This window comes from Klebsiella sp. C239, from assembly GCF_048822715.1.
Lineage (GTDB): Bacteria > Pseudomonadota > Gammaproteobacteria > Enterobacterales > Enterobacteriaceae > Klebsiella > Klebsiella quasipneumoniae.
Map to the genome: position 1 here is coordinate 166,083 of NZ_JBMEZK010000004.1, position 26,307 is coordinate 192,389.

The window sequence follows — 26,307 nt, forward strand, 5'->3', positions numbered from 1 at the left end:
CAGAGGATGTTATGGAACAGATTACATTGTCATTTCCTGCCAGCCGCGCCCTCCGCGGCCGAGCGCTGGCAGGGGTTGTAGGTTCAGGCGATATGGAAGTGCTCTATACCGCCGCCGGAAGCGATACGCTCAGCGTGCAAATTACCACCTCGGTGGATAACAGCCAGGCGCGCTGGCAGGCGCTGTTCGACCGGCTGAGCCTGATCAACGGCCTGCCCGCCGGGCAGTTGGTTATTCACGACTTCGGCGCCACGCCGGGCGTCGCCCGTATTCGTATCGAACAAGTCTTTGAGGAGGCCGCTCATGCGTAACGATCGCAGCTTTATCGAACTGCGCGCTCGCGAACGCGCCCACGCACTGCTGGACGACGGCAGCTACCGCGAACTGCTGGATCCGTTTGACGGCATTATGTCGCCGTGGCTCGGCGCGCAGGGCATTGTCCCACAGTCCGACGACGGTATGGTGGTCGCCAAAGGCACTATCAACGGCCAGCCGGCGGTGGTGATTGCCATCGAAGGCACCTTCCAGGGCGGCAGTATGGGCGAAGTCTCCGGCGCCAAAATGGCCGCCGCGCTGGAGCTGGCGGCGGAGGATAACCGCAACGGTATTCCGACGCAGGCGGTCCTGTGCCTGGAAACCGGCGGCGTCCGGCTACAGGAGGCCAACCTTGGCCTGGCCGCCATCGCCGATATTCACGCCGCGATTGTCGATCTGCGCCGCTACACCCCGGTAGTCGGCATCATCGCTGGCACCGTCGGCTGCTTCGGCGGCATGTCCATCGCCGCCGCGCTGTGCAGCTATCTCATCGTCACCCGAGAAGCCCGTCTCGGCCTCAACGGCCCGCAGGTTATCGAGCAGGAAGCCGGCATTGAAGAGTACGACTCGCGTAACCGGCCGTTTATCTGGAGCATGACCGGCGGCGAAATTCGCGCCGCCAGCGGCCTGGTCGACGCGCTGGTTAACGATGGCGTCAAGGCCGTCAAAACCGCGATGAACGAAGCGATCGCCAAAGGCGTACCGGCGCAGCACCGCAGCGACAATTATGACGACTATCTGCGCCGTTTAAGCCAGTTCGACACCCGCCAGCAGGCGGATACCGCGCAGATTAAACAGCTTTTTGCCCGGGAGGAAAAATAATGAGTCAGTTCCCAAACCGCGCCGCGCTGTGGCTGAATAAACTGGCGCCCGACGCGCCGCTGATGAGTGGTCTGTGCCCTTCCGTGCAGGTGGCAGACGGCCAGATTGATGGCGAAAAGGTGCGTTTTATCGCCGTAGTGCCTGACGCCAATAACCACTACCCGCGCGCCGCCGGTGGCGAAGTCGGTCTGCTGGAAGGCTGGACGCTGGCGAAAGTGGTCAATGAAACCCTCGACGCCGATGCCGATAAAACGGTAAAGCGCCCGATTATCGCGGTTATCGATGTCCCCAGCCAGGCCTATGGCCGTCGCGAAGAAGCCTTTGGTATTCACCAGGCGCTGGCCGGAGCGGCAGGCGCCTACGCCAAAGCCCGTCTGGCCGGCCACCCGGTGATTGGCCTGATCGTCGGCAAAGCGATGTCCGGGGCGTTTCTGGCCCACGGCTACCAGGCCAACCGTCTGATCGCCTTTAACGACAGCGGCGTACTGGTTCACGCGATGGGTAAAGCGTCGGCCGCGCGCATTACCCTGCGCAGCGTGGAGGCACTGGAGAAACTGGCGGCGACCATCCCGCCGATGGCCTATGACGTCAGCAACTACGCCACGCTCGGCCTGCTCTCCGCTCTGCTTGACATCAGCCATCCGGACGCCCCTGACGACCACGATCTGGCGCTGGTCAGCCACACCCTGCGCGACGCCATCGCTGACGCGCGCCAGGATCCCTCGCTGAAGTGCCGCCTGGGTGCGGAAAACCGCCGCAGCTCGCAGCGGGTCCGCGACCTGATGCGCGCCAGCTGGTAGCACGTTCGTACGTAAGTAGTAGAAGAAAACCTGCCGGAAGCCGTCCCCCGGAGCGCGTCATAACCGCGCCGGGTAGGGACGGCTTTTAGAAAAAATAACAATCGCGCCAGTACTCTATTTTATTTACAGGTGATTTATGACTTATGTGATTATTCATGCTCTTGCCCCGATTTTCGTCATTATGCTGCTGGGCTTCTGGGCCGGTAAGGCCGGGATGGTAGATAACAAAAATGTCTCCCTGCTCAATATCTTTGTAATGGACTTTGCCTTACCCGCTACGCTGTTCAGCGCCACGGTACAAACGCCGTGGGCCGGTATCGTCGCCCAGTCACCGCTGGTGCTGGCGCTCACTGGCGCGATGTGGATCACCTACGCCGGGATTTACTTCCTCGCCACCAGCGTCTTCAAACGCACCCCGCAGGATGCCGCGGTGCTGACCCTCACCGTCGCCCTGCCGAACTATGCCGCGCTGGGCCTGCCGATCCTTGGCAGCGTGCTCGGCGAAGGCGCATCGACTTCGCTGTCGGTGGCGGTCTCTATCGCCTGCGGTTCGGTACTGATGACCCCCTTCTGCCTGCTGATTCTGGAACGTGAAAAAGCCCGCGCCGCGGGGGAAACCACCGGTTCTACGCTGGCGATGCTGCCGGTGCTGATGTGGCGTTCGGTGAAAAAGCCGATCGTCTGGGGCCCGCTGCTCGGGGTGGTGCTTTCCGCTATCGGCATTAAAATGCCGGACCTGCTGCTGGCCGCCATCAAACCGCTGGGCCTGGCCGCCACCGCCGCGGCGCTGTTCCTCACCGGGGTGATCCTCTCGGCGCGTAAACTGCAGCTCAATGCGCTGATCGCCACCTCCACCATCGTGAAACTGCTGGTGCAGCCGTTTATTGCCTGGGGTCTGGTGATGCTTCTGGGTCTGCACGGCTCTATCGCCATTACCGCGATCCTGATGATTGCCCTGGCCGCCGGCTTCTTCGGCGTGGTCTTCGGCAACCGCTTCGGCGTGCAGTCCCCGGATGCTGAAGCCGTGCTGCTGTTGAGCTCGGTTCTGTGTATCCTGTCGCTACCGCTATTTATCTCTTTGACTTCAGGACTGTAAACCATGCCATCAACACCGCGTCCCCACGATTTAGTGTGGTTAAACCACGCCAGCGCCCTGGAAGATGTTGTCGAGCCGTGGGTGGCTCAGCAGTGGCGAGCCGCGCTGCCGGTGGTGGTGAGGCGCGATGTTGACGGTCAGGCCCGCATCCCGGTTGGGGTGCGGGGCATGAAACGCGAACAGCGCGCCGCCGGCTGGGTACAGGCGCACAATATCGTGCGCAGCGTCACCCCGGAGATGCTGGTGGAGCGCGAGCGCCTGCTGGGCTCCCCTTTTGTTTCGCAGCCGCCGGTCCAGGCGGCCATCGCCCTGACGCTGGGCGACTGGCCCTGGCGCTGGGGCGTCACCGGCAGCACCGGCTACGCGCTGGCGACCGAAATCCCGGTACTCCATGCGGCAAGCGATCTGGATCTACTGATCCGCGCCCCGCAGCCGCTGGCCCGCGAGGCGCTGCTGGAATGGCAGTCCCGGGTGGCCCAGCTCCCGTGCCGCGCCGATACCCAGGTCGAAACGCCATACGGCGCCTTCGCCCTCAATGAGTGGCTCCGCGATGGGCGAGCGCTGCTGAAAACGTCCCGCGGCGCGCGCTTAACCGCTGCGCCGTGGCGCAGGGAGGAATGATGAAGATTTTGTTTACTTTTCCCGGACAGGGTGCCCAGCGTCCCGGCATGCTGGCGGCTATCCCCGACCGCGAAGCGATCCTCAGCCAGGCGCGCGCCGTGCTGGGGAATGAAGTCGAGGCCCTCGATAGCGCCGGATCGCTAAAACATACCCGTGCGGTCCAGCTCTGCCTGCTGATCGCCGGGGTAGCCTGGGCGCGCGAGCTACAGCGCCAGGGCGTCAATCCGCAGATTGTCAGCGGCCTGTCCATCGGCGCCTTTCCCGCAGCGGTGATTGCCGGCGCGCTCGATTTCGCCAGCGCGCTGCGCCTGGTGGCCCTGCGCGGCGATCTTATGGAGCAGGCCTATCCCGAAGGTTACGGGCTGACGGCGATCATGGGCCTGACCCGCCCGCGGGTTGAGGCGCTGATGCAGGGCCACGAGGTCTATCTTGCCAACCTGAACGCCGAAACGCAGATCGTGATCGCCGGACGCGATGAAGCCATGGCCGAGGTGGCGCAGCTGGCGCTGCAGGCGGGCGCCAGTAAGGCGCAGCGGCTGGCGGTCAGCGTCCCGTCGCACTGCGCGCTGCTGGATAAACCCGCCGCCGCGCTGGCAACAGCCTTTGCCGACGTTGCCTTAACGCGCCCGCAGTGCGCCTATTTAAGCGGCTCGACGGCGCGCGTGCTGTGGGATCCGCAGCGGATCGCCGACGATCTGGCGATGAACATGGCGCGCACCGTCCACTGGCAGGAGGCGATGATCGCCGCCGATGAGCGCGACGCGCGCTTAGCCATTGAGATGCCCCCCGGCGGGGTATTGACCTGCCTGACCCGCCAGGCGGGCTGGCGCGGAGAGACCCTTTCGCTGGAACGCAGCGGCGTGGACGTCGCCCGCCATCTGGCGCAGCGGCTTAGCGATTAAGGCTCCGGGCGTACATTCTCCCTTCCGCCGCCAGCGCCAGCAGGTCGGCATCGCGTTCGCGATGGTGTGAATAGACAATCGAGATCAGCTGGCGCATCTGGTACGGTTCCGCCAGCTTTAACAGCTGTACATCTTTTTCATAGACTTTTTTCATCCGCCCCGGCAGCAGCGCAAACCCGACGCCCGCCTGCACCAGGCTAATCATCGAAAAGATGTCATTCACCCGGGTGACGATCGTCGGCTCGAAGCCAGCGATATGAAACGCTTCCCGGAACCCGGCATAGGTGGCGAACCCCTCCGCCAGCGAGACGAATTTCCGGTCGGCGTAATCGCGCAGGTCAGCAAGCTGTGTGCTATCCAGCTGCGCCGTCGCCGGGGCGGCGAGAAAGATATCGTCCTCAAACAGCGGCACCACGTCGAAAGAGGTATTGTTGAACTCCCCTTCATTGGTGGCGATCAGGATAGCGTCGAGGGCGTCGTCTTCCAGCATATCCAGCAGCATCTGGTTAGAGCCCATGGTGAGATCCAGCTCCAGCTCCGGGCGACGCAGCTTCATACCCATGATAATGCGCGGGACGGTTTCCAGGGTCAGGGAATAGAGGGTGCCGATGCGCAGCCGCCCCTGGCCGACGCCGGCGACTTTGCGCGTCGCCTCAAGGCCGCGGCTCATCAGACTCATCACATCCTGACAATATTCCAGCAGCGTCCACGCCGCCTGCAGCGGCAGCAGATTGCGCCCTTTATGGACAAACAGCGGGCAGCCCACCCCCTCTTCCAGGGTATGCAGCGCGCGGTGAACGCTGACGCTGCTAAGCTTCATCGCTTCGGCGGTTCTGGCGATATTGCCCTTCGCCATAAACATCATAAAGACCGACAGCTTGCGGAAGGTGATCTCCTGGTTGATATCGTCTTGCATAGCCCTTCCACGCTCCTGATTTGCTTTTCTTTTTTCAATTCAAATCAGTATATCGTTTATGACGGCAAAGTTGCAGGCAGAGAGCGGCTTAGGCCGGCAAGGAACGCAAAAAAGGGAAGACCGTGGTCTTCCCTTTTGTTCTCTATCGAGTTTGCTTTTACAGCGCCATATCGTGCTGCGGCGAGGCGTCGCGCTGCGGCTCCGCCGGCTTCGCGGTCGCGGTGGGCGCAGCCGCTGGCATCTGGATCACCGGCGGTTTCGTCAGCTGCAGGGTCGCGGCGGTATCATCCCAAACCTGCTGGGTCAGCGCCACGTTACCGTTCAGCTTCTGACCGTAGCTCGGCACGATCTGGTGGATACGGGTCTGCCACTCCGGCGAGTTAAACTGCGTCGGGAACATCTGCTTGAGCACATTGAGGGTGATCGGCGCGGCGGTGGAAGCCCCCGGCGACGCGCCGAGCAGCGCGGAAATGGTTTTCTGCTGATCGACCACCACTTCGGTGCCCAGTTTCAGCACGCCGCCCTTCTCTGCGTCTTTCTTAATGATCTGCACGCGCTGGCCGGCCTGGATCAGCTTCCAGTCCTCTTTACGCGCGTCCGGGTAGTACTCTTTCAGCGCGGCGAAGCGGTCATTATCGCTGAGCATCACCTGGCTGACGAGATATTTCACCAGGTCGAAGTTATCGAGTCCGACGTGGGTCATCGGCAGCACGTTGTCAGTGGTGGTGGTGCTCAACAGGTCGAAGAAGGAACCGTTTTTCAGGAACTTGGTCGAGAAGGTGGCGAACGGCCCAAACAGCACCACGCGCTTGCCATCCAGGTAGCGGGCGTCAAGGTGCGGTACCGACATCGGCGGCGCGCCGACCGAAGCCTGGCCATACACTTTCTCGAGGTGCTGCGCGGTGACCGCCGGGTTCTCGGTCATCAGGAACGAACCGCCCACCGGGAAGCCAGCATAGTTGTCCGCTTCCGGAATACCGGTTTTCTGCAGCAGCTTCAGCGCGCCGCCGCCGGCGCCGATAAAGACGTATTTCGCGTCAATAGTCTGCGCTTCCCCGCTCTGCACGTTCTTAATGGTCACGTGCCAGGAGTTATCGGCATTGCGTTTGAAATCGGTGACCTCAGAGGAGGTTTGCAGGGTGAAATGGCTGTTTTTCTTCAGGCTGCCGATCAGCTGCCGGGTGATTTCGCCATAGTTAACGTCGGTACCTACCGGCGTCCAGGTGGCAGCGACTTTCTGCTGCGGATCGCGGCCTTCCATCACCAGCGGCGCCCACTGTTTAATTTGCGCGTGGTCGGTGGAGAATTTCATCCCCTGGAATAAGGTGGTCTGCTGCAGCGCGGTATAACGCTTCTGTAGATAGTCGACATTATCGCCCCAGACGAAACTCATATGCGGCGTGGAATTAATAAAGGAGTGCGGATCGTGCAAAATACCGCGCTTCACCTGTGCCGACCAGAACTGACGGGAGATCATAAACTGTTCGTTAATATCCAGCGCTTTGCTGACGTCAATCGATCCGTCGGCCCGCTCCGGCGTATAGTTCAACTCCATATTCGCCGAGTGACCGGTACCGGCGTTATTCCAGCCGTTGGAAGATTCCAGGGCCACGCCGTCCAGTTTCTCCACCATCGTCAGGTCCCAGTCCGGCTGCAGCGCCTGCAGCCAGGTGCCAAGCGAGGCGCTCATGATCCCGCCGCCAATCAGCAGGAAGTCAGTTTTTTTAGAGGTATCCGCTTCAGCATGCGTCGCCGCGCTGACGAACATCGCTAATGCGGTAAAGGAAATAATCGTTTTTTTCATTGCAGGCATAATAGAATTATCACGTAGCACACGGTAATAAGAGGCAGCATATTAACGCACTTTTACTTTATTTTAAAATATCATTTACACTCTCGCATTTTTAATCAAATAATTATTTAACTTAAAAAATCAGAGCGGTGAAAAAAATAAGAGCCGCCGTAAAATTATCGCTGAAAATTCAGCGCGATTGCCGGGGAAAATAGAAAAGAGGGGTTTCTTTAGTTAATAAAGTCCAGACGCGCACACCGTTGGTGCGCGCCTGGCGACAGGCTTAATGGGCGGGAGTGACAGCGCTGCGCTGGGCTTCGCGCAGGGCAAGACGCAGATGATCGTGATGTTTGGTCAGCAGCTCCCGCGCGTGCCAGGCGTCCAGCCCGCTGAGCAGCATCAGGATCGCGGTGCGGCAATGGTGGTGGCAGCTGGTCAGCGCGGCTTTTGCTTCGCTGCGCGTGCAGTCGGTGGCCGCCATGACAATCGCCACCTGCCGCTCCGCCCAGTGCGGAGTGTCAGCCTGCAGATCCACCCGCAGGTTGCTGTACACCCGGCCGTCACGGATAGCGAGGCCCGTCGACACCATGTTAAGGATCTGCCGCTGGGCCAGCCGGGCCTTCGGATTGGTCAAACCCGCCACCGCTTCCGGCCCGGTCTGCGGAGCAATAACAATATCCGCCAGCTGCGCCGCCTCGCTGGCCGCCTGCTGGGTCACCACCGCGATCGGGGCCCCCAGCGACCAGGCGTGGCGCATCGCCCCCCAGACCCACGGGGTCTTGCCGCTAACGGTCAGCGCCAGCAGCATATCGTGGCTGGAAAAGTCCAGCGACTGCAGCTCGAAGGCGCCAAGATCGTAATTATTCGCCGCCGTCTCCCGCTCGGCCATCGCCGCCGTCTGGCCACCGGCAATTAGCCCCACCAGCGCATGTTTGCCTTCCGGAGAGTAGTCGCTGACCGCCTGGACTGCCGTGCGGCCTGATTCCCCGGCGCCGATAATGACCAGACGCCCTCCCCGGCTCATTGTCGCGGTGGCGATATCAATCAACCGGGCGATATCCGGCAGACAGGCGCCGACCGCCTCCGATATCTGCTTATCATCCTGATGCAGCATCGCCAGCATGTCGGCGGTGGCGAGGCGATCGATGTGGGTGGTATCCGGGTGACGACGTGCCTGCATTGACGCGGTTAGCGAACTGCTCATAACAACCTCCATTTACGACAGAAAAAGCGCATCTCGGCGAAATCAGCGGCCTGATGCATATCCTTATATTCATCAGGACTATTTAACCTCTGTCGCCACTATAAGGGGAATCTTCCGCGCTTTACCGCCGTCGGGGTCACAGTTTACCGTCCCGATCGCCCGTTCACGGGCAATTGCCGATTATCTGAGCAATCCTGTATCAGGTCTTATCTTCACCTTCCGCCTGCATGGCCAGCCAGAAGGATTGCTGACAGAGGTTATAAAATTGTTTGCGCATTGGCTTCACCTCCAGGCCGGCGCTATCGATAACCTGCCAGTCGATCCAGCACTCCGGGCAGGAGGCGGCATCCTGTTGCGGAAGCTCGAGCTCGTAGCGGTGCTGGATCACCACCCCGCTGCGATGCCGCCAGCGCGCGATCTCCCACTCTGCTTCCGCTTCACGGTCCTGTTCACGATGCTGCGTCAGTCGTTCAACGTGCTGTTGCCGGAGGATATCCCGGACCAGAGATGCCAGTTCCATCATGTCTGCCTTAAGCCTGTGGCGAAAAGCGACAGTTTATCGTGGACGGGCCGAGGCTACCGTAGCAAAAGCGGCCTTTTGCTTTGATTACACGGCTTTATGAATGCCGCGCTATCAGCGATAATAATCGTTCACTGAATCTATCCGGGATCGTCATGAAGGCATCAGAGCACCCGCCTCGCGTTCGTCAACGCGCCTTACCGCTAAAGCTGAGCACCGCCGTCTCCTTGATGATTGGCAGCGTGATCGGCGCCGTGCTGCTGCTGGTCTATGCCCTGTGGTATATGCAGATCAGCAATGCCACCCGCGACGGCCTGAAAGAGACCGCGCTGGCGGTGGCGCGCACCATGGCTGATATGCCGCAGGTGAAGCGCGGACTGGCGGCGCCGCCGCAGCAGCAGATTATTCAGCCGCTGGCGCAGGCCATCACCCGGCGCAACGACCTGCTGTACGCTATCGTCACCGATATGCACGGTATTCGCTATTCGCATCCGGACAGCTCAATTATTGGCAAACCCTTCATCGGCCACGATATCCAGCCGACGCTGCAGGGAAAAGAGAACGTGGCCATTAACCACGGGGTGCTGGCCCCGGCGCTGCGAGTATTTACCCCGGTGTTCAACGACCAGCATCAGCAGATTGGCGTGGTAGTGGTCGGCATTTCGCTGAGTAAAGTGGACGAGCAGATCGCCAACAGCCGCTGGGACGTGCTGCTGACCATCCTGTTCAGCGCGCTGGTCTGCGCCATCGGCACCTGGAGCCTGGTGCGCGGCCTGAAGCGCGTCCTGCTGGGGCTGGAGCCGCACGAAATCTCCACTCAGTTTCAGCAGCGTCAGGCCATGCTTCACGCCCTCAAGGAGGGGGTGGTGGCGGTCGATGCCCATGGTGAGGTTAACCTGATCAACCCGGCGGCGCGCGAGATACTCTTTTCCGGGCCGGACAAGACCCTCGCGCATACCCCGCTGCTGGCCGACCTGCAGACGGTTTTGCACAGCGGCGAGCCGATGTACGACCGCGAGCTGGGGTGCAATGGCCTGTTGCTCATCAGCAACACGGTGCCTATCCGCAGCCAGGAGGCGGTGGTCGGCGCCATCTGTACCTTCCGCGATAAGACCGAAGTCAGCCAGCTGCTGCAGCGGCTGGACGGCATGATGAGCTATGTGGATGCCCTGCGCACCACCTCACATGAGTTTATGAACAAACTGCACGTGATCCTCGGCCTGCTGAATATGAAAAGCTATGGCAAACTCGAGGAGTACGTGCTGCAGACCGCCCACCGCTACCAGGCGGACATCGGCGATATTCAGCACCGCATTAAATCCCCGGTGGTGGCTGGCTTTCTGATAAGTAAAATGCAGCGCGCCACCGAGTGCGGCTTTACCCTTAAGCTGGCGGAAGAGAGCCTGGTGCCGGATTGCCCGAATGAGAAGCAGGTCACCGTGCTGGTGACGGTGCTGGGCAACCTTATCGAGAACGCGCTGGACGCCATGAGCGGTCAGGCGGAGGGCGAAATCGGCCTGCTGCTGCACTATCAGGACGGCTGGCTAAGCGGTGAAGTGAGCGACGACGGGCCGGGGATCCCGGAAAACAACATCGACGCTATCTTTAACAAAGGCTTCTCCACCAAAGGCGAGAATCGCGGCGTCGGGCTGTTTCTCGCCAACCAGCAATTACGCGAGCTGGGCGGCACTCTCGCCGTCGAGTCGGAACCCGGCGTATTTACCCAATTTTTTGTTCATCTCCCCTGGGATAGTAAAAGGAAACGTGCGTGATAAATGTGTTGATTGTTGACGATGATGCCATGGTGGCCGAACTGAATCGCCTGTACGTGGCAAGGGTTCCCGGCTTTCGTTGCAGCGGGAGCGCCTCGACGCTCAGTCAAGCCCGGGAGATGATTAACGATCCGCAGCTGGAGATCGATCTGGTGCTGCTGGATGTCTATATGCAGCAGGACAGCGGGCTCGATCTGCTGCCGACTATCCGTAAATCGGGGCGCGCCATCGACGTCATCATGATCACCTCGGCGGCGGATGCCGCCACGGTGCAGACCGCCATGCATTACGGAGTGGTCGATTACCTGATTAAACCTTTCCAGTTTCCCCGTTTTGAAGAGGCGCTCACCACCTGGCGGGAGAAGCGCAAGCTGATAACCGGCCAACCCTATTACGAGCAGGCCGACGTTGACCGCCTGCTGCACGGCGGCGCGCCGGAGGCCAGCGACGTGCGCAAGCTGCCCAAGGGGCTCACCGCGCAAACCCTGCGCACCCTGTGCCAGTGGATTGACGCTCACCCGGACGTTGAATTCTCTACCGATGAGCTGGCGGCGGCGGTGAATATCTCCCGCGTTTCCTGCCGCAAATATCTGATCTGGCTGGCGCAGATCAATATTCTCTATACCACTATTCACTACGGCGCCACCGGGCGGCCGGTATATCGCTACCGCCTGGTGGCCGAACAGTACAGTTTGCTTAAGCAGTACAGTCAGTAACACGGTAGCCGCTGTCCAGCGACGCAAAGCGCAAGCGCTGCGGCGATGACAGTATAATGTCGCGATTTTTGGTGACGAAAATCGCGTCGATATCCTGCCGCTGACGCAACGCTGCGCAGCCTTTCTCGACGCCGAGGCCGAACAGCAGCGTGGTCCAGATATCGCCGTCTAAAGAATCGCTGGAAATCACCGTGACGCTGTCGAGTTCGTTGTCCAGCGGGTAACCGCTGCGCGGGTCGAGAATATGGTGCCAGCGCTTGCCGTCCTGCTCAAAATAACGTTCGTAGGTGCCCGAGGTGACTACCGACTGTCCGTTGACCGTCAGGGAGCCGATCAGCGCCTGCGCATCGGCAAACGGTTTTTTCAGGCCAATAGCCCATTCGCCGAGGGTATGCACATTGCCGCCGAGGTTGATCAGCGCCCTTTCCACCTGCTGCTGACGCAGATAATCACGCACCCGGTCAGCGATATAGCCTTTGGCGATCGCCCCAAGATCCAGCTCCATCCCCGGCTGCTGAAGAAACACGCTGCAGGTTGCCTCCTCAAGGATCACCTCCTGCGGGCGGGTTAGCGCCAGCCGGGCCCTGATTTCGCCGGCGTCAGGCACGCTGTGTCCCTGAAAGCCAATCCGCCACAGCTTCACCAGCGGCCCAATCGCGAGGTTAAAGGCGCTGTCGCGCACCATGCTGGCGGCTTTGGCGCACTGAATGAGCTGAAAGACCGGGCGGCTGACGGTCACCGGGTGACGTCCGGCGGCGTGGTTGATATCCATCACCTGGGACTCGGCGCGGTTAACGGTAAGCAGACCTTCGTAGCGCTTGATTAACTGAAATACGCGGGAGGCCAGCGCCTCATCATGGGAGCAGAGTTTGAGCAGGATGGGAGAACCCATCAGAACGGCGGAGTAGCTATAGACGCGGTTATCAGACATCGGGCTCTCCTTAGTAGGGGTAAGCCGGGCGGCGACAGCGCCGGCCCGGCATCAACAATGGCGTGTTATCCTCTGGCGCGTTTCGCCGCCTGGTGGCCCGCGAGGGTGCCGAAGATGATGATATCCGCCACCGCGTTACCCCCGATACGGTTGCCGCCGTGGATCCCGCCAACCACCTCACCGGCGGCGTAGGCGCCGCGGATCGGCTGCCGGGCAACGTTCAGCACTTCGCCATCGGTGTTAATGGTCACGCCGCCCATGGTGTGGTGCACCCCCGGGGCGATACGAATGGCGTGGAACGGACCTTCGTTAATCGGCGCGCGCAGCGCGGTGGTACGGCCAAACTGTTCATCATGCTGTTTTTCCACCGCCCCGTTGTAGCACTCGAGGGTGGCGAGGAAGGCATGGTAATCCATCCCCAGTTTCTCCGCCAGTTCACGCGGCGAGCTGGCGCTGGTGACGAAGCCTTTGGCGATGTACTCATCGGCGGCTTTGTTTTTCGCCCGTACATGTTCGTCAAAGACGATGTACGCATAGTGTTCCGGCAGGGCGATAATCGCCGCGGAGACTTTATCGCGGGTCTCCATTTCGTTGAAGAAGCGGTTACCCTGCTGGTTGACGAGGATCGCCCCACCGCCGCGAATCGACTCGGAAATCAGATAGGAGGTCTGCTGTTCAACGGTCGGGTGAATTTGAATTTCGCCCATATCCACCGTGTCGGCGCCGATACGCTCCAGCAGCGCGATACCGCTCCCGGTGGCCCCTTTGTGGTTGGTGGTGACGAACCCTTCGAGGTCAGGACGATACTTCACCACCATCGCGCTGTTGGCGCTGAAGCCGCCGGTGGCCACCACAATGCTTTTGCTCTGGACTTCAATGATCTCGTTTTCGTCGTTGATCAGACGCACGCCGCTGACTTCATCGCCGCTCATCAGGATCTCTTCCACCGAGGTATCCAGCAGGACGTCGATGCCGCGTTTGGTGATGTTGCGCACCAGGCCGCTAATCAGATAGCCGCCGACCGCTGACCCGTCGCGCGGACGGTGGGTGCGGTCAATGCTCATCCCGCCGGTGGTGGTGATATCGTTGAGCATAATGCCGCGGTCAGCCAGCCATTCAATGGCTTGCGGGGCATTCTCCACGAAGCGGCGCAGCAGCTGCGGGTTGTTTTTATTGTGCCCACCTTTCAGGGTTTCCTGATAGAACAGCTCTTTGCTGTCCTGAATGCCTTTCACGCGCTGGAAGCGGGTCTCCGCGGCGTTCATCCCGGCGGAAGCCTTGATGGTGTTCCCGCCAATGGTCGGCATTTTCTCGACGATCAGCACGCTGGCGCCTTCGTCGTGAGCCTGAATGGCGGCCGCCAGACCGGCGCCGCCGCTGCCGACCACCACCACATCATAGCTTTTCGGCGCGGCGTCATTGCCGCCCTCTTCCGCCGCCAGCGCTTTGCTCGATTTCAGCATCGCTTTGGCGACCGCTTTTTTCACCGCCTCGCTCTGGCTGGTGGCCCCGGAAATAGCGTCCACGTGCGGCGTATTGGCGGTCAGAATACGTTCGCGGATTTCTTCGAAGCTGGTGGTGAACTCCACGGTCTGCACCGGGCTCGCCGCCAGTTCGATATCGGCGATATGGTCATTTTCGAGGCTGACGTTGATCACCAGCTCATTGGCGTCATCCTGAACGGTTTCAACAAACATCCCCGGCTTAAATTTGGCGTCGCCCATGCTCATGTCGCGGATCATCGCTTCCACCAGCGAGAAGCGCCACAGCGGTTCCGGAATGTGCAGCGCCTCGCGCTGGGTGCTGTCGATAAAGAGCTCCAGCTCTTCACCCGCGGCGATACGAGCCGCCCAGTCCGGATAGGCGATGCAGGCGCGGCCCACGGCGATCAGGTCATAGCCGTGATCGAGGCCCAGCTCGGCATCGGCGACGTTAACCACCCCGCCGACGCCCATCACCGGCACCTGAGCCAGAGTGTCAGAGCGCATGGCGCAGTATTTCTCAATCAGCGGCGTTGGGTCGCAGGTATCAACGATAGAGGGACGCAGAGTCGCGCCCACCGAGAAGTGCAGATAATCGACGCCGCGACCGGCCAGTTTTTCCAGCAGATACATGGTGTCGTCGAAGCGGATCCCCGGGACCTCCATCTCTTCCGGCGAGAAGCGGTAACCGATGATAAAGGCATCGTCAGCGTACTGGCGGGCCATTTTATGGGTGATGTCGAGCACCGCCAGCGGGAAACGAGCACGATTGTCGCGGCTACCGCCCCACTCATCGTCGCGCTGGTTGGAGTTCGGCGAATAGAACTGCTGAATGAGATAGGTGTTAGCCCCGTGAATTTCGACTCCGTCGAAACCGGCGAGGATAGCGCGACGGACCCCATCGCCAAACTTGGCGATCATGCCTTCCACTTCGTCTCCGCTCAGCGCCCGCGGCATCGCGGCGCCCTCACGCGGGGCGGCGATAGCGCTCGGCGCCACCGGCTGGCGACCGCCGATCAGCTGCGGGTCGACCATGCGGCCGCCGTGATAGATCTGCAGAATCGCTTTCGAACCTTCCGCTTTAATCGCATCGGCGATTTTCGCCAGGCCGGCGATTTTTTCATCGTTATCGATACCGATAGCACCCGGGAAGGCCAGGCCGTAGTCATCAATAAAGCAGCACTCGACAATAATGGTGCCGATGCTGCCGGCGCGAGCGCGATAGTACTCCACCAGCTCGCTGGTGACAGTCCCATCGAAATAACCGGTGCAGGTGGTCATCGGCGCCATGAGCAAACGGTTTTTCAGCTCCGTACCATTTGGTAAAGTAAATGGCTGCAGAATTCGTTCGTTACTGGTCATAAATTACGCTCCAGATTTTAAAATATTAAAAATTCAGAATGGGGTGACGGAATCATTAATGGTTGTGGTTTTTTTAATTCCTGTTGTCATGCCAATAATATAACGGGTTTTTTAGTTACTAAATCAATTACGTTAGTTATAAAACTATTTAACCCCAGCAATAACATCGCTACCTCTATTGTATTATTAAAATAATAAATAGCATTTACATAATACAAATGAACGATAACATTTCAGATACTTACGTTAACATTCACAACGACCAAACTCGCGCATATTGCAGTTATTATTCAGCAACTTACGAAACACATGGAAAAAATTAGCATTAATTGCTTATTTTTATTTTAACATTTACCGATATTTTCGCCAAAATAACACCTCATCACATAGGGTTATACTGATAATAAAAAAATAGTGAAATCACCTGCTTTTCTTGATCTTGATCAATTGCAACGGCCATTGAAAGCGCAATATATAAATAACCAATAAATTTAATTTAACGCCCATCAAATCGCGTTAAATAATCGCCCCAACGATACTCAGAAACGCAAAATAAAAACTAAAGAAACTTTTGTAATTAAAGAAACCACTGAGCGCATCGCTGGCGTAAACGTTATTTTCAACAACTTGCAGATACTCATTATGAAAGAGAAAAAGACAACCATACCGCCTGCCGGTGCAGTCAATCCAACGACTGCGAATAAAAAACGTCTCCTGATGATGGCGCTGCCGATTATCGTTGCCGTGCTGTTACTCTTCGTCCCGGTCCCGGACGGCCTACCGCCGTACGCCTGGCACTACTTCGCTATCTTCGTCGGGGTGATCGTCGGGTTGATTTTTGAACCACTGCCTGGCGCCGTTATCGGCATCACCGGCGTGGTGGTCATCGCCCTGTGCAGTCAGTGGCTGCTGTTCAGCCCGGAACAGATGGCCGCACCTGGCTTCAAAATGGCCGGCGCCTCCTTTAAGTGGGCGGTGAGCGGCTTCGGCAACTCCACCGTGTGGCTTATCTTCGGCGCCTTTATGTTCGCCGCCGGCTACGATAAAACCCAGTTCGGCCGCCGCCTGGCGCTGATTCTGGTGAAATATCTCGGCCGTCGCAGCCTGACGCTGGGCTACGCCATCACCTTCGCGGATCTGCTGCTGGCGCCGTTTACGCCGTCGAATACCGCGCGCAGCGGGGGCACCATCTACCCGATTATCGCCAACCTACCGCCGCTGTACGGTTCAAAACCGAACGATCCGAGCGCGCGTAAAATCGGTTCCTATCTGATGTGGGTAGCGATCACTGCCGCCTGTATCACCAGCTCGATGTTCCTGTCGGCACTGGCGCCGAACCTGCTGGCGCTGGCGCTGGTAAAAAGCATTGTCGGTATCAACATTTCCTGGGGCACCTGGTTCATCGCCTTCCTGCCGCTTGGCGTACTGCTGATCCTGACCATGCCGCTGCTGGCCTACTGGTTCTACCCGCCGGAAGTGAAAGTCAATAACGAAGTGCCGCTGTGGGCCGCTCGTGAACTGGAAAAACTGGGCAAACTGTCGCGCAATGAGATCCTGCTGCTGGTGTTCGTCTGCTTCGCGCTGATGATGTGGATCTTCGCCGCCGACTGGATTGAACCGGCTCTGGCCGCCCTGCTGGTTATCGTGCTGATGCTGTGGACCGGCGTGCTCTCCTGGAGCGATATCACCAACAACAAAGCGGCGTGGAACACCTTTGTCTGGTTCGCCACCCTGGTGGCGCTGGCCGACGGCCTCTCCTCTACCGGCTTTATCGCCTGGCTGGGTAAAGAGGGCGGCGCGCTGATGAGCGGTATCTCCCCGGGGATGGCGACCATTGTCCTGCTGCTGGCGTTCTACCTGCTGCACTATCTGTTTGCCAGCACCACCGCGCACACTACCGCGCTGCTGCCGGCCATGCTGACCATCGCCGCCACCATCCCGGGGATGAATATGGAAGTGTTCGTTCTGCTGATGGTGACCTCGCTGGGCGTGATGGGGATCATCACCCCGTACGGTACCGGCCCAAGCCCGATCTACTACGGCAGCGGCTATCTGCCGACCAAAGATTACTGGCGCCTCGGCACCATCTTTGGCGCCATCTTCCTGGCCGCCCTGCTGCTGATTGGCTATCCGTGGATGTCCATGATGTTCTGATTCATAACCGCCGGGACCACCCCGGCGGTTTTATCTTTATGGAGTAAGTGATTATGTCGACTAAACCGTTTGTTTATCAGGATCCGTTCCCGCTGGCGCACGACGATACCGAATACTATCTGCTCAGCAAAGCGCACGTCTCCGTCGCCGAATTTGACGGCCAGGAAGTGCTGAAAGTGGAACCGCAGGCGCTGACCCTGCTGGCGCAGCAGGCCTTCCACGACGCCGCCTTTATGCTGCGCGTCTCTCATCAGCAGCAGGTCGCGTCGATTCTGCTCGACCCGGAGGCCAGCGATAACGATAAATATGTCGCCCTGCAGTTCCTGCGCAACTCGGAAATCGCCGCCAAAGGCGTCCTGCCCACCTGTCAGGACACCGGCACCGCCATCATCATGGGTAAAAAAGGCCAGCGCGTCTGGACCGGCGGCGGCGACGAAGCCGCCCTGGCGCAGGGCGTGTACAACACCTATACCGAAGATAACCTGCGTTACTCGCAGAACGCCCCGCTGGATATGTATAAAGAGGTCAACACCGGCACCAACCTGCCGGCGCAGATCGATCTCTACAGCGTCGACGGCGACGAATATAAATTCCTGTGCATGGCGAAAGGCGGCGGTTCCGCCAATAAAACCTATCTCTATCAGGAAACCAAAGCGCTGATCACCCCGGCGAAGCTGAAAAACTATCTGGTGGAGAAGATGCGTACCCTCGGCACGGCGGCCTGCCCGCCGTACCATATCGCCTTTGTCATCGGCGGTACCTCGGCGGAAGCGACGCTGAAAACCGTCAAGCTGGCCTCCACCCGCTACTACGACGGTCTGCCAACCGAAGGCAACGAGCACGGTCAGGCGTTCCGTGATGTGCAGCTTGAGCAGGAACTGCTGCAGGAAGCGCAAAACCTCGGCCTCGGCGCGCAGTTCGGCGGCAAATACTTCGCCCACGATATCCGGGTGATCCGCCTGCCGCGCCACGGCGCCTCCTGTCCGATCGGCATGGGCGTCTCCTGCTCCGCCGACCGCAACATCAAAGCCAAAATCAACCGCGACGGTATCTGGATCGAGAAACTGGAGAGCAATCCAGGAAAATATATCCCTGAACATCTGCGTCAGCAGGGCGAAGGCAAGGTGGTCAGCATCAACCTGAATCAGCCGATGAGCGAGATCCTGGCGCAACTGTCCGCCCATCCGGTTTCCACCCGCCTGAGTCTCAACGGCACTATTATCGTCGCCCGCGATATCGCCCACGCCAAGCTGAAAGAGCTTATCGATAATGGCGAGGAACTGCCGCAGTACGTGAAAGATCACCCGATCTACTACGCCGGCCCGGCCAAAACGCCTGCCGGTTACGCCTCCGGCTCCCTCGGCCCGACCACCGCAGGCCGCATGGACTCTTACGTCGATCTGCTGCAGTCCCATGGCGCGAGCATGGTGATGCTGGCGAAAGGCAACCGCAGCCAGCAGGTCACCGACGCCTGCCACAAACACGGCGGCTTCTACCTCGGCAGCATCGGCGGCCCGGCGGCGGTGCTGGCGCAACAGAGCATCAAGAGCCTTGAGTGCGTGGCGTATCCGGAACTGGGGATGGAGGCGATCTGGAAAATCGAAGTGGAAGATTTCCCGGCGTTTATTCTCGTCGATGATAAAGGCAACGATTTCTTCCAGCAGATCCAGAACAAGCAGTGCGCCGGCTGTAAACAGCACGGCTAACGCCCCCTCTGGCGCTAACAGCAGGCCGTCGCCGTTCAGGTGACGGCTTTTTTTATGCCCGCGCCGCGCCAGCTTGAATTCACTTCCTGCCCGGCTATGCTCAACGACAAGTCGTCCCTTGGATGCTGAATAATAACAATAATTCCCTTTCCCGGGTTGATGCTGACCCTCGGGTCGACCGGGACGATGCCCCAGCCGTCGCGCCGCAGGAGGGTGAGAAATAAGGATAACGTAGCGGCATTTCCGCCGGGTGGCGGCGTACGCCTTACCCGGCCTACAGGGGCCGTGCAGCCAGCCGTTAATTAACCCACTTGCGCGACTGAAACTGCCGGTGCTGGCGGCCTCAACATCGCTGAGACGTTCCCGGAAGACGGGGGCACAGGGGGCGGCGGCGACTGGCCGCTCCCTGCGCCATGAGTGACATAACGCAGAAGATCAACCGGGAGCGCAATCTGCCCGGAGTTAACATAGACGTTGTAACCCTGCCAACATAGTGCGAACAGGAACACTTCCGGTTGCGCCGTTATTTCGCCGGGTGGCGGCTGCGTCTTACCCGGCCGACAACGACTGCCGGGCAATCCGACCTGGACGACGACTCAACCCTGCGCGGCGTCAATGTCGTCAAACACCTGCTGCGCCAGATGCATCGTGGCATTGGCCGCCGGCAGTCCGCAGTACAGCGCAGAGTGCATGATCAACTCTTTCAGCTCATCGCGGGTCACCCCGTTGTTAAACGACGCGCGCAGATGCATCTTCAGCTCCGCCTCGCGATTGAGAGCAATCAGCATGGCAATGGTGATCATACTGCGGGTGTGGTGGTCGAGCCCCGGACGGGTCCAGGTCTCACCCCAGGCGTAGCGGGTGATAAAGTCCTGAAACTCTTCGTTCAACGGCGTCAGATGCTGCAGCGTACGGTCGACGTGGGCGTCGCCCAGTACTTTGCGCCGCACCGCCAACCCGTCCTGATAGCGCTGTTTATCCTCCATGGCGTTCTCCCTGGAAAAAGCTCAGCAGCTCTGAAGTAAAGCTTTTCGCCGCCTCAATGTTTGACAGATGCGATGCCGGCAGAACTACCACCTGGGAGGCGGGGATCTGCTGCTGCAGGAAATTAGCGTCACCGACCGTGGTGACAGGGTCACTTTCCCCGGCGATGATTAACGTCGGCAGCGGGATCTGCCCTACTTCGCCCCGCAGGTCGGCGGCGGCCAGCGCCTCACAGCAGGCGGCATAGCCTTCGGCGTCGGTATGGGTCAGCTGGTGACACAGGGCCTCCACCACCTCCGGCGCCTTCTGGCGAAACGCGTGGGTGAACCAGCGATCCGCCGCCCCGGCGGCCACCACCGCCATTCCCTCCTGGCGTACCGCCCGCGCCCGCGACAGCCAGCTGGCCTGATCGCCGATGCGCGCGGCGGTGTTCGCGACGGCCAGACCATAAAAACGCTCTGGCGCGAAGCGGCCCAGCCACAGACCGGTCAGACCGCCCATCGAGATCCCGCAGAACCAGGCGCGGTCGATATTCAGATGATCGAGCAGCGCAATCACATCTTCTCCCAGCTGGGCGAGGGTCACTTTGCCATTTTTCGTCGTTTTACCGTGGCCGTGGGTGTCGTAGCGCAGCACCCGGAAATGGGCGGTTAACGCCTCTGTCTGCGGCTGCCACATCGCCCGGGTGGTACCCAGCGAGTTGGAGAGAACGATAACCGGCGCACCTTCCGGTCCGTCGAGTTGATAATCAAGATTCATCATGTTGCTCCTGATAACGCGCCAGCACCTGGCGCACAAAGCGTTCGGCGCTGCCGGTCGCCGTTGCCGGGTCCAGCAGCGTGGTTAAGCGTTCGCGGGAGAGATACTGACTAACCTGCGGGTCTGCCGCGAGCAGATCGACCAGCGGGCAGTGGCGGTCCAGCGCCTGACGGCACAGCGCCTCAATATGATGGTGCGCCTCAGCTTTGCCGATGCATTCCGCCAGCGCCAGGGTCACCGCCTCAGCCATGATCAGCCCGTGGGTGATATCGAGGTCGGCGCGCATCTTTTGCGGGAAGACCTGCATGTCGCGCACCAGCGCCTCGCTTTGCGCCAGCGCCCCGCCCACCAGGGTAATCAGCTCCGGCAGGGTCTCCCACTCCGCCTGCCAGCCGCCCAGCGCCCGCTCGTGCTGCTGAATCTGGCAGGCGTAGAGGGTGGCCATCAGACCCGGGGTGCGCTGGGCGGCGGTCAGGATCGCCGCGCAGGCCACCGGATTGCGCTTATGCGGCATCGTCGACGAGCCGCCGCGCCCTTCCGCTACCGGCTCGCCCACCTCAGCCACTTCAGTCTGCATCAGCAGGGAGAAGTCGTTAGCGAATTTCCCCAGGGTGCCGCAGACGCCAGCGAACCAGGCGCCTGCCTCCAGCAGCCGATCGCGCTGGCTGTGCCACGGGGTATCCGGCAGCGACAGACCGAGGTTCTGCGCCAGCGCCTGGCTAACCGCCGGTCCTTGCGCTTTCAGCGCGTCCAGGGTCCCCGCGGCGCCGCCGAACTGCAGCACCAGCAGACGCGGACGCATCTCCCGCAGCCGCTGCTGCCAGCGCAGCAGCGCGTCGAGAGTGCCCGCCAGCTTCAGACCAAAGGTCACTGGCAGCGCATGCTGCATCCAGGTCCGGCCCGGCATCACGCTGTGGCAATGACGGTCGGCCTGTCCGGCGAGGGCCGCCAACAGTCGCTCAAGCAGTTGCTCGGCGGCATCCAGCGCCCCGCGCAGCTGGAGCACCAGCCCGGTGTCGATAGCATCCTGACTGGTGGCGCCCCAGTGAACGTAGCGCGCGGCGTTTGGATCCCGCGCTTTTACCTGGGCCGTCAGCTGTTTCACCAGCGGGATCGCCAGATTACCCGCCCCCACAGCCGCCTCGCCCAGGGCGGTAAAATCGATCGCCTCGTGGCGGCAGGCCGCGACAATCGGCCCGACCGCCGCCGCCGGCACCATCCCGCAGGCGGCCTGCGCCTGGGCCAGCGCCGCTTCAAAATCCAGCATGCCCTGCACCCGCTGCGCGTCGCTGAACCAGTCGGTGAGCGGACTGCTGCGCAGCATCGGGGTCAACAAACTCATTCTGGCTCCTTAAACACGTTCAATAATCAGGGCGATCCCCTGCCCGACGCCGATGCACATGGTGCACAGCGCGTAGCGGCCGCCGGTCCGTTTCAGCTGGTAAGCTGCGGTCATCGCCAGGCGGCCGCCGGAGGCGCCGAGCGGATGCCCCTGGGCGATCGCCCCGCCGTTGGGGTTCACATGGGCGGCATCGTCCGGTAAGCCCAAATCGCGGGTCACCGCCAGCGCCTGGGCGGCGAAGGCTTCATTCAGCTCGATCACATCCATCTGGGCTAACGTCAGACCGGTCTGCGCCAGCACCTTCCGCACCGCCGGCGCCGGGCCAAAGCCCATAATGCGCGGCGCCACCCCGGCCGTCGCCACGCCGACCACCCGGGCCAGCGGCTGAAGATCGTTGGCCGCCAGCGCGGTTTCGCTGGCCAGCAGCAGCGCGCAGGCGCCATCGTTAACGCCTGAGGCGTTGCCGGCGGTGACACTGCCGTCGGCGCGCACCACGCCGCGCAGTTTCGCCAGCGCCTCCAGCGAGGTGCTGCGCGGGTGTTCATCGCGACTAAACCGCAGCGGCTCGCCTTTACGCTGCGGCACCTGGACGGCGATCAGCTCATCGGCAAAATGCCCAGCCTCCTGGGCCGCGGCGGTGCGCAGTTGACTGCGTAAGGCGAACGCATCCTGATCGGCGCGGGAAATGGCAAACTCATCGGCGACATTTTCCGCCGTCTCCGGCATGGAATGCACGCCGTACAGGGCTTTCATCTGCGGGTTAATAAAGCGCCAGCCGATGGTGGTATCCTCCATCTGCATGCTGCGGCTAAAGGCGCTCTCCGCTTTACCCATCACAAACGGCGCCCGGGACATACTCTCCACGCCGCCGGCGATCATCAGCTGCGTCTCCCCGCTTTTAATCGCCCGCGCCGCGACGCCGATCGCATCGAGGCTGGAGCCGCACAGGCGGTTGATGGTGCTGCCGGGCACGCTCTCCGGCAGCCCGGCCAGCAGCAGCGCCATCCGCGCCACGTTGCGGTTGTCTTCCCCGGCCTGGTTGGCGCAGCCAAAGATCACATCGTCAATGCGCGAAGGATCCAGTCCCGGGTTACGCTCCAGCAGCGCTTTCAGCGGTAGCGCCGCCAGATCGTCAGCGCGCATCGTCGCCAGGGTACCACCAAAACGGCCAAAGGGTGTACGCACCGCATCACAGATAAATGCCTGATTCATCATAGGTTCCTTACGCGCTTTCCGCCAGTTGTTCAAAGGTCAGCGTCACCGGAGTGATGCGCTGCAGCTCTTCAAAAGAGAGACCGTTAAAGATTTCCCGCACCACCGGGCCGCGGTCGGTAATGTCGATCACCGCCAGGTCGGTATAGATCCGGCTCACGCAGCCGACGCCGGTCAGCGGGTAGCTGCACTGTTCCACCAGCTTGCACTCGCCGTCGCGGGTTAGATGGTCCATCATCACAAACACCTGGCGAGCGCCGATGGCCAGATCCATCGCCCCGCCGACCGCCGGGATGGCGTCCGGCGCGCCGGTGCTCCAGTTGGCGAGATCGCCGCTGGCGGAGACCTGATAGGCCCCCAGCACGCAGATATCGAGATGGCCGCCGCGCATCATGGCGAAGGAGTCGCCATGGTGGAAATAGCAGCCGCCCTGCAGGAGGGTGACGTACTCTTTACCGGCATTGATCAGCTCGGGATCTTCTTCTCCGGGCTGCGGCTTCGGCCCCATGCCCAGCAGGCCGTTCTCGCTGTGCAGGAACACCTCTTTGTCGGCAGGCAGGTAGTTGGCAATCCGGGTCGGCAGGCCAATGCCGAGGTTAACGTAAGCGCCTTCGGGGATATCGCGGGCCACGCGCTGGGCCATTTCGTCACGGGTCAGTTTTTGCATCTCGGGCTCCTCAGGCGCGTTGTGCGGCAGTCAGGTTTTCCAGCGAGAACACGCGCTGGACGAAAATGCCGGGGGTGATGATGTGTTCCGGGTCGAGGTCGCCCAGCGACACCAGCTGCGAGACTTCTACGATGGTGGTTTTCGCCGCCGTCGCCATAATCGGGCCAAAGTTGCGCGCTGCTTTGCGATACACCAGGTTGCCCCAGCGGTCGCCCTGGTGGGCTTTAATCAGCGCGAAATCGGCTTTGATCGGATACTCCAGCACATAGTGGCGGCCGTCGATTTCCCGTGTCTCCTTGCCTTCCGCCAGCGGCGTGCCGTAGCCGGTGGGGGTAAACACCGCGCCCAGCCCGGCGCCGGCGGCCTGGATCCGCGCCGCGAGGTTGCCCTGCGGCACCAGCTCCAGCTCCACTTTGCCGCGGCGATAGAGGTCATCGAAAATCTGGGAATCGACCTGGCGCGGGAAGGAGCAGATCATTTTGCGCACCCGGCCAGCCTTAAGCAGCGCCGCGAGCCCCACTTCGCCGTTGCCGGCGTTGTTGTTAATGATGGTCAGGTCGCGGGCGCCCTGGTCAATCAGGGCGTCAATCAGAAAGGTCGGCTGGCCGGCAGGACCAAAGCCGCCGATCATAATAGTCGCCCCGTCGTGGATCCCGGCGATGGCCTCGCTCAGCGTCGATACGCTTTTATCAATCATCAGGTCGCTCCATTGATGTGCGGTAATCGCACTTTTATTCGTTGTTCGCACAAAATGTGACCCGCTTAACGATGTCGGTCAAGGGCGATAATCGAAATATGGTGCGATAATCGAACATCGGTTATCTTTAGCGAAAGAATGTGATCGATGGCAAATATGGGGAACAGAAATGGACAAGCATCCAGACGATTTACTGACCGGCGACGGCGATCCGTTTAAGGGCGATCCTAACTTCATGGCCTCGCTGGCGCGCGGCCTGGAGGTGATTCAGGCATTCACGCCGCAGCGGCCCCTGCTGTCTATCTCACAGATCAGTCAGAAGACCGGCATTCCGCGCGCAGCGGTGCGCCGCTGCCTGTATACCCTGAGCAAGCTGGGGTTCGTTTATGCCGAAGACGGTAAGCATTTTCAGCTGCGGCCGCGGATCCTGGCCCTGGGGCACGCCTGGCTGGCCTCGACGCCGCTGGCGCGTTCGGCGCAGCCGGTGCTGCGGCATCTGAGCGAAATGCTCAATGAATCCTGCTCCATCGCCACCCTCGACGGGGACGATATCCTGTATATCGCCCGCGCTTCCAGCTCGCGGATCATGACCATCGACCTCGATATCGGCAGCCGCCTTCCGGCGTGGGCGACCTCGATGGGTCGGGTGCTGCTCAGCCATCAGCCGGAGGAGAAGCTCAACGACATGCTGGCCCGGGTAACCATGATCCGCTATACCCCGCAGACGGTGGATTCGGTGGCGAAGCTGCGCGCCGAGCTGAAACGAGTGCATCAGCAGGGGTATGCCCTTAACGATCAGGAGCTGGAGATGGGCCTGCGCTCCCTCGCGGTACCGCTGTTTAACGCCCAGGGGCAGGCGCAGGCGGCGCTGAACGTCGGGGTGCATGCGGGCCAGATGTCGGCCCGCGAGATGATCGACCGCGTGCTGCCGGAGCTGCAAAAAGCCGCCCGCGAGCTAACGCTGCTGCTGCGCTAACGGCTGCGCTTGGCGTGCCGCTCCCAGGTCTCCTGCTTCGCTTCGGCCGATTTACGCAGCGCGACATAGCAGGCGCCGCTACCGCCATGATGTGGTAGCGCGGCGCAGAAGGCCTGCACCTCCGGCAGCTCTTCCAGCCAACGCGCCAGATAGCTGCGGATGATATTGGCATGGGACTGGTCGTCGCGGCCTTTGCCGTGAACGATCAGCACATTGCGTAACCCCTCTTTCTGCGCCTGCACCATAAAGGCGAAGAGCATCTGCCGGCACTGTTCCACCGGCTGGCGCAGCAGGGAGAGGCTCGCCTGCTGGCTGTATTTCCCCCGCCGTAGCTTATCCAGCACACCGCTCTGCAGCCCTTCGCGCTTAAACTCCAGCGGCGTGGCGAGCGGTACGATATCGAGATAGCCGGTAGTGAGAAAATTATCCAGTTGCAGGGTGTCGACGCGCTGCGGGGCGCGACTGTTGCGCCCGGGATGCCAGTGCACGTCATTGTTACGTTTCAGGGGCTGGACATCTTCCATGGCGTCAAGAAACAGGGATTTGTCATCAAGGTTCAT

At 60.7% G+C, this 26,307-nt stretch carries 24 protein-coding genes; 11 read left to right on the forward strand and 13 right to left on the reverse strand.

What is annotated here, in order from left to right; translation table 11 throughout:
• Window positions 1-11 precede the first annotated feature (11 nt).
• From mdcC to mdcH, 6 genes are all read left to right on the forward strand, one after another.
• Window positions 12-311 (forward strand): malonate decarboxylase acyl carrier protein, encoded by a 300-nt coding sequence (gene mdcC, locus ACOI6Z_RS13090; RefSeq protein WP_023289535.1) that lies wholly within the window; start codon window positions 12-14, stop codon window positions 309-311.
• Entirely contained in the window at window positions 304-1,137 is an 834-nt protein-coding gene (locus tag ACOI6Z_RS13095; RefSeq protein ID WP_032452728.1) for a biotin-independent malonate decarboxylase subunit beta, read from the forward strand. Before mdcC ends, ACOI6Z_RS13095 begins: the two co-directional genes overlap by 8 nt.
• On the forward strand, window positions 1,137-1,937 hold the full coding sequence (gene mdcE / locus ACOI6Z_RS13100) for a biotin-independent malonate decarboxylase subunit gamma (RefSeq protein ID WP_109547392.1): 801 nt from the start codon (window positions 1,137-1,139) through the stop codon (window positions 1,935-1,937). The genes ACOI6Z_RS13095 and mdcE overlap by 1 nt, the downstream gene beginning before the upstream one ends.
• 136 nt (window positions 1,938-2,073) lie before the next feature.
• Window positions 2,074-3,033, forward strand: coding sequence for an AEC family transporter (locus ACOI6Z_RS13105; RefSeq protein WP_064157582.1), 960 nt, complete (start codon window positions 2,074-2,076; stop codon window positions 3,031-3,033).
• Between the two features lie 3 nt (window positions 3,034-3,036).
• Window positions 3,037-3,654, forward strand: coding sequence for a malonate decarboxylase holo-ACP synthase (locus tag ACOI6Z_RS13110; protein ID WP_420687410.1), 618 nt, complete (start codon window positions 3,037-3,039; stop codon window positions 3,652-3,654).
• Entirely contained in the window at window positions 3,654-4,556 is a 903-nt protein-coding gene (mdcH, locus tag ACOI6Z_RS13115; protein WP_152842589.1) for a malonate decarboxylase subunit epsilon, read from the forward strand. Before ACOI6Z_RS13110 ends, mdcH begins: the two co-directional genes overlap by 1 nt.
• On the opposite strand, the gene ACOI6Z_RS13120 is transcribed toward mdcH, so the two are convergent.
• The 4 genes from ACOI6Z_RS13120 to ACOI6Z_RS13135 form a co-directional block, all read right to left on the reverse strand.
• Complete coding sequence (locus ACOI6Z_RS13120) at window positions 4,546-5,472, reverse strand: LysR substrate-binding domain-containing protein (RefSeq protein WP_048334894.1); 927 nt, start codon at window positions 5,470-5,472, stop codon at window positions 4,546-4,548. The genes mdcH and ACOI6Z_RS13120 overlap by 11 nt on opposite strands.
• A gap of 157 nt (window positions 5,473-5,629) precedes the next feature.
• Entirely contained in the window at window positions 5,630-7,240 is a 1,611-nt protein-coding gene (gene mqo / locus ACOI6Z_RS13125; protein ID WP_256207319.1) for a malate dehydrogenase (quinone), read from the reverse strand.
• A gap of 307 nt (window positions 7,241-7,547) precedes the next feature.
• Window positions 7,548-8,468, reverse strand: coding sequence for an N-acetylmuramic acid 6-phosphate etherase (locus ACOI6Z_RS13130; protein ID WP_023289527.1), 921 nt, complete (start codon window positions 8,466-8,468; stop codon window positions 7,548-7,550).
• A 199-nt stretch (window positions 8,469-8,667) separates the two neighbouring features.
• The gene (locus ACOI6Z_RS13135) at window positions 8,668-8,988 is read right to left on the reverse strand and encodes a hypothetical protein (RefSeq protein WP_032428815.1); all 321 of its coding nucleotides are present in this window, start codon (window positions 8,986-8,988) and stop codon (window positions 8,668-8,670) included.
• 155 nt (window positions 8,989-9,143) lie between these two features.
• On the opposite strand from ACOI6Z_RS13135, the gene ACOI6Z_RS13140 reads away from it, so the two are divergent.
• Together ACOI6Z_RS13140 and dcuR are read left to right on the forward strand one after the other, a co-directional pair.
• Window positions 9,144-10,760, forward strand: coding sequence for a sensor histidine kinase (locus ACOI6Z_RS13140; protein WP_023289525.1), 1,617 nt, complete (start codon window positions 9,144-9,146; stop codon window positions 10,758-10,760).
• The gene (gene dcuR / locus ACOI6Z_RS13145) at window positions 10,757-11,476 is read left to right on the forward strand and encodes a two-component system response regulator DcuR (protein WP_065812475.1); all 720 of its coding nucleotides are present in this window, start codon (window positions 10,757-10,759) and stop codon (window positions 11,474-11,476) included. Before ACOI6Z_RS13140 ends, dcuR begins: the two co-directional genes overlap by 4 nt.
• Here dcuR and ACOI6Z_RS13150 read toward each other — a convergent pair.
• Both ACOI6Z_RS13150 and ACOI6Z_RS13155 read right to left on the reverse strand, forming a co-directional pair.
• Window positions 11,457-12,407, reverse strand: coding sequence for an FAD:protein FMN transferase (locus tag ACOI6Z_RS13150; protein ID WP_065812474.1), 951 nt, complete (start codon window positions 12,405-12,407; stop codon window positions 11,457-11,459). The two genes, dcuR and ACOI6Z_RS13150, sit on opposite strands and share 20 nt — an antisense overlap.
• Window positions 12,408-12,472: 65 nt before the next feature.
• Window positions 12,473-15,250: a flavocytochrome c gene (locus ACOI6Z_RS13155; RefSeq protein ID WP_065812473.1), complete on the reverse strand. Its 2,778-nt coding sequence runs from the start codon at window positions 15,248-15,250 to the stop codon at window positions 12,473-12,475.
• A 642-nt stretch (window positions 15,251-15,892) separates the two neighbouring features.
• Here ACOI6Z_RS13155 and ACOI6Z_RS13160 point away from each other — a divergent pair.
• Complete coding sequence (locus ACOI6Z_RS13160; protein ID WP_049092623.1) at window positions 15,893-17,404, forward strand: anion permease; 1,512 nt, start codon at window positions 15,893-15,895, stop codon at window positions 17,402-17,404.
• 53 nt (window positions 17,405-17,457) lie between these two features.
• Complete coding sequence (gene fumA / locus ACOI6Z_RS13165; protein ID WP_023289520.1) at window positions 17,458-19,110, forward strand: class I fumarate hydratase FumA; 1,653 nt, start codon at window positions 17,458-17,460, stop codon at window positions 19,108-19,110.
• A 596-nt stretch (window positions 19,111-19,706) separates the two neighbouring features.
• On the opposite strand, the gene pcaC is transcribed toward fumA, so the two are convergent.
• Genes pcaC through ACOI6Z_RS13195 form a run of 6 tightly spaced genes read right to left on the reverse strand, consistent with a single transcriptional unit; the run spans window position 19,707 to window position 24,771 of the window.
• On the reverse strand, window positions 19,707-20,096 hold the full coding sequence (gene pcaC / locus ACOI6Z_RS13170) for a 4-carboxymuconolactone decarboxylase (RefSeq protein WP_023289519.1): 390 nt from the start codon (window positions 20,094-20,096) through the stop codon (window positions 19,707-19,709).
• Window positions 20,086-20,853, reverse strand: coding sequence for a 3-oxoadipate enol-lactonase (gene pcaD / locus ACOI6Z_RS13175; RefSeq protein WP_065812472.1), 768 nt, complete (start codon window positions 20,851-20,853; stop codon window positions 20,086-20,088). The genes pcaC and pcaD overlap by 11 nt, the downstream gene beginning before the upstream one ends.
• On the reverse strand, window positions 20,843-22,195 hold the full coding sequence (locus ACOI6Z_RS13180; RefSeq protein WP_065812471.1) for a 3-carboxy-cis,cis-muconate cycloisomerase: 1,353 nt from the start codon (window positions 22,193-22,195) through the stop codon (window positions 20,843-20,845). The genes pcaD and ACOI6Z_RS13180 overlap by 11 nt, the downstream gene beginning before the upstream one ends.
• A 9-nt stretch (window positions 22,196-22,204) precedes the next feature.
• Window positions 22,205-23,407, reverse strand: a complete 1,203-nt coding sequence (pcaF, locus tag ACOI6Z_RS13185) for a 3-oxoadipyl-CoA thiolase (protein ID WP_065812470.1) — start codon at window positions 23,405-23,407, stop codon at window positions 22,205-22,207.
• A 10-nt stretch (window positions 23,408-23,417) separates the two neighbouring features.
• Complete coding sequence (locus ACOI6Z_RS13190; protein ID WP_023289515.1) at window positions 23,418-24,074, reverse strand: 3-oxoacid CoA-transferase subunit B; 657 nt, start codon at window positions 24,072-24,074, stop codon at window positions 23,418-23,420.
• Window positions 24,075-24,084: 10 nt separating this feature from the next.
• The gene (locus ACOI6Z_RS13195) at window positions 24,085-24,771 is read right to left on the reverse strand and encodes a 3-oxoacid CoA-transferase subunit A (protein ID WP_023289514.1); all 687 of its coding nucleotides are present in this window, start codon (window positions 24,769-24,771) and stop codon (window positions 24,085-24,087) included.
• Between the two features lie 169 nt (window positions 24,772-24,940).
• Between ACOI6Z_RS13195 and ACOI6Z_RS13200 the strand changes: the two genes are divergently transcribed.
• Window positions 24,941-25,747 carry an IclR family transcriptional regulator domain-containing protein gene (locus tag ACOI6Z_RS13200; protein ID WP_023289513.1) on the forward strand — a complete coding sequence of 269 codons (807 nt, stop codon included), beginning with the start codon at window positions 24,941-24,943 and terminating at the stop codon, window positions 25,745-25,747.
• Here the strand turns inward: ACOI6Z_RS13200 and smrA are convergent.
• On the reverse strand, window positions 25,744-26,307 hold the full coding sequence (gene smrA, locus ACOI6Z_RS13205) for a DNA endonuclease SmrA (protein WP_032452707.1): 564 nt from the start codon (window positions 26,305-26,307) through the stop codon (window positions 25,744-25,746). The two genes, ACOI6Z_RS13200 and smrA, sit on opposite strands and share 4 nt — an antisense overlap.

Bases quoted from the DNA above. Each gene is read 5' to 3' on its own strand.
- mdcC (WP_023289535.1), top strand. From the start codon at position 12: ATGGAACAGATTACATTGTCATTTCCTGCCAGCCGCGCCCTCCGCGGC.
- ACOI6Z_RS13095 (WP_032452728.1), top strand. From the start codon at position 304: ATGCGTAACGATCGCAGCTTTATCGAACTGCGCGCTCGCGAACGCGCC.
- mdcE (WP_109547392.1), top strand. From the start codon at position 1,137: ATGAGTCAGTTCCCAAACCGCGCCGCGCTGTGGCTGAATAAACTGGCG.
- ACOI6Z_RS13105 (WP_064157582.1), top strand. From the start codon at position 2,074: ATGACTTATGTGATTATTCATGCTCTTGCCCCGATTTTCGTCATTATG.
- ACOI6Z_RS13110 (WP_420687410.1), top strand. From the start codon at position 3,037: ATGCCATCAACACCGCGTCCCCACGATTTAGTGTGGTTAAACCACGCC.
- mdcH (WP_152842589.1), top strand. From the start codon at position 3,654: ATGAAGATTTTGTTTACTTTTCCCGGACAGGGTGCCCAGCGTCCCGGC.
- ACOI6Z_RS13120 (WP_048334894.1), bottom strand. From the start codon at position 5,472: ATGCAAGACGATATCAACCAGGAGATCACCTTCCGCAAGCTGTCGGTC.
- mqo (WP_256207319.1), bottom strand. From the start codon at position 7,240: ATGTTCGTCAGCGCGGCGACGCATGCTGAAGCGGATACCTCTAAAAAA.
- ACOI6Z_RS13130 (WP_023289527.1), bottom strand. From the start codon at position 8,468: ATGAGCAGTTCGCTAACCGCGTCAATGCAGGCACGTCGTCACCCGGAT.
- ACOI6Z_RS13135 (WP_032428815.1), bottom strand. From the start codon at position 8,988: ATGGAACTGGCATCTCTGGTCCGGGATATCCTCCGGCAACAGCACGTT.
- ACOI6Z_RS13140 (WP_023289525.1), top strand. From the start codon at position 9,144: ATGAAGGCATCAGAGCACCCGCCTCGCGTTCGTCAACGCGCCTTACCG.
- ACOI6Z_RS13150 (WP_065812474.1), bottom strand. From the start codon at position 12,407: ATGTCTGATAACCGCGTCTATAGCTACTCCGCCGTTCTGATGGGTTCT.
- ACOI6Z_RS13155 (WP_065812473.1), bottom strand. From the start codon at position 15,250: ATGACCAGTAACGAACGAATTCTGCAGCCATTTACTTTACCAAATGGT.
- ACOI6Z_RS13160 (WP_049092623.1), top strand. From the start codon at position 15,893: ATGAAAGAGAAAAAGACAACCATACCGCCTGCCGGTGCAGTCAATCCA.
- fumA (WP_023289520.1), top strand. From the start codon at position 17,458: ATGTCGACTAAACCGTTTGTTTATCAGGATCCGTTCCCGCTGGCGCAC.
- pcaC (WP_023289519.1), bottom strand. From the start codon at position 20,096: ATGGAGGATAAACAGCGCTATCAGGACGGGTTGGCGGTGCGGCGCAAA.
- pcaD (WP_065812472.1), bottom strand. From the start codon at position 20,853: ATGAATCTTGATTATCAACTCGACGGACCGGAAGGTGCGCCGGTTATC.
- ACOI6Z_RS13180 (WP_065812471.1), bottom strand. From the start codon at position 22,195: ATGAGTTTGTTGACCCCGATGCTGCGCAGCAGTCCGCTCACCGACTGG.
- pcaF (WP_065812470.1), bottom strand. From the start codon at position 23,407: ATGAATCAGGCATTTATCTGTGATGCGGTGCGTACACCCTTTGGCCGT.
- ACOI6Z_RS13190 (WP_023289515.1), bottom strand. From the start codon at position 24,074: ATGCAAAAACTGACCCGTGACGAAATGGCCCAGCGCGTGGCCCGCGAT.
- ACOI6Z_RS13195 (WP_023289514.1), bottom strand. From the start codon at position 24,771: ATGATTGATAAAAGCGTATCGACGCTGAGCGAGGCCATCGCCGGGATC.
- ACOI6Z_RS13200 (WP_023289513.1), top strand. From the start codon at position 24,941: ATGGACAAGCATCCAGACGATTTACTGACCGGCGACGGCGATCCGTTT.
- smrA (WP_032452707.1), bottom strand. From the start codon at position 26,307: ATGAACCTTGATGACAAATCCCTGTTTCTTGACGCCATGGAAGATGTC.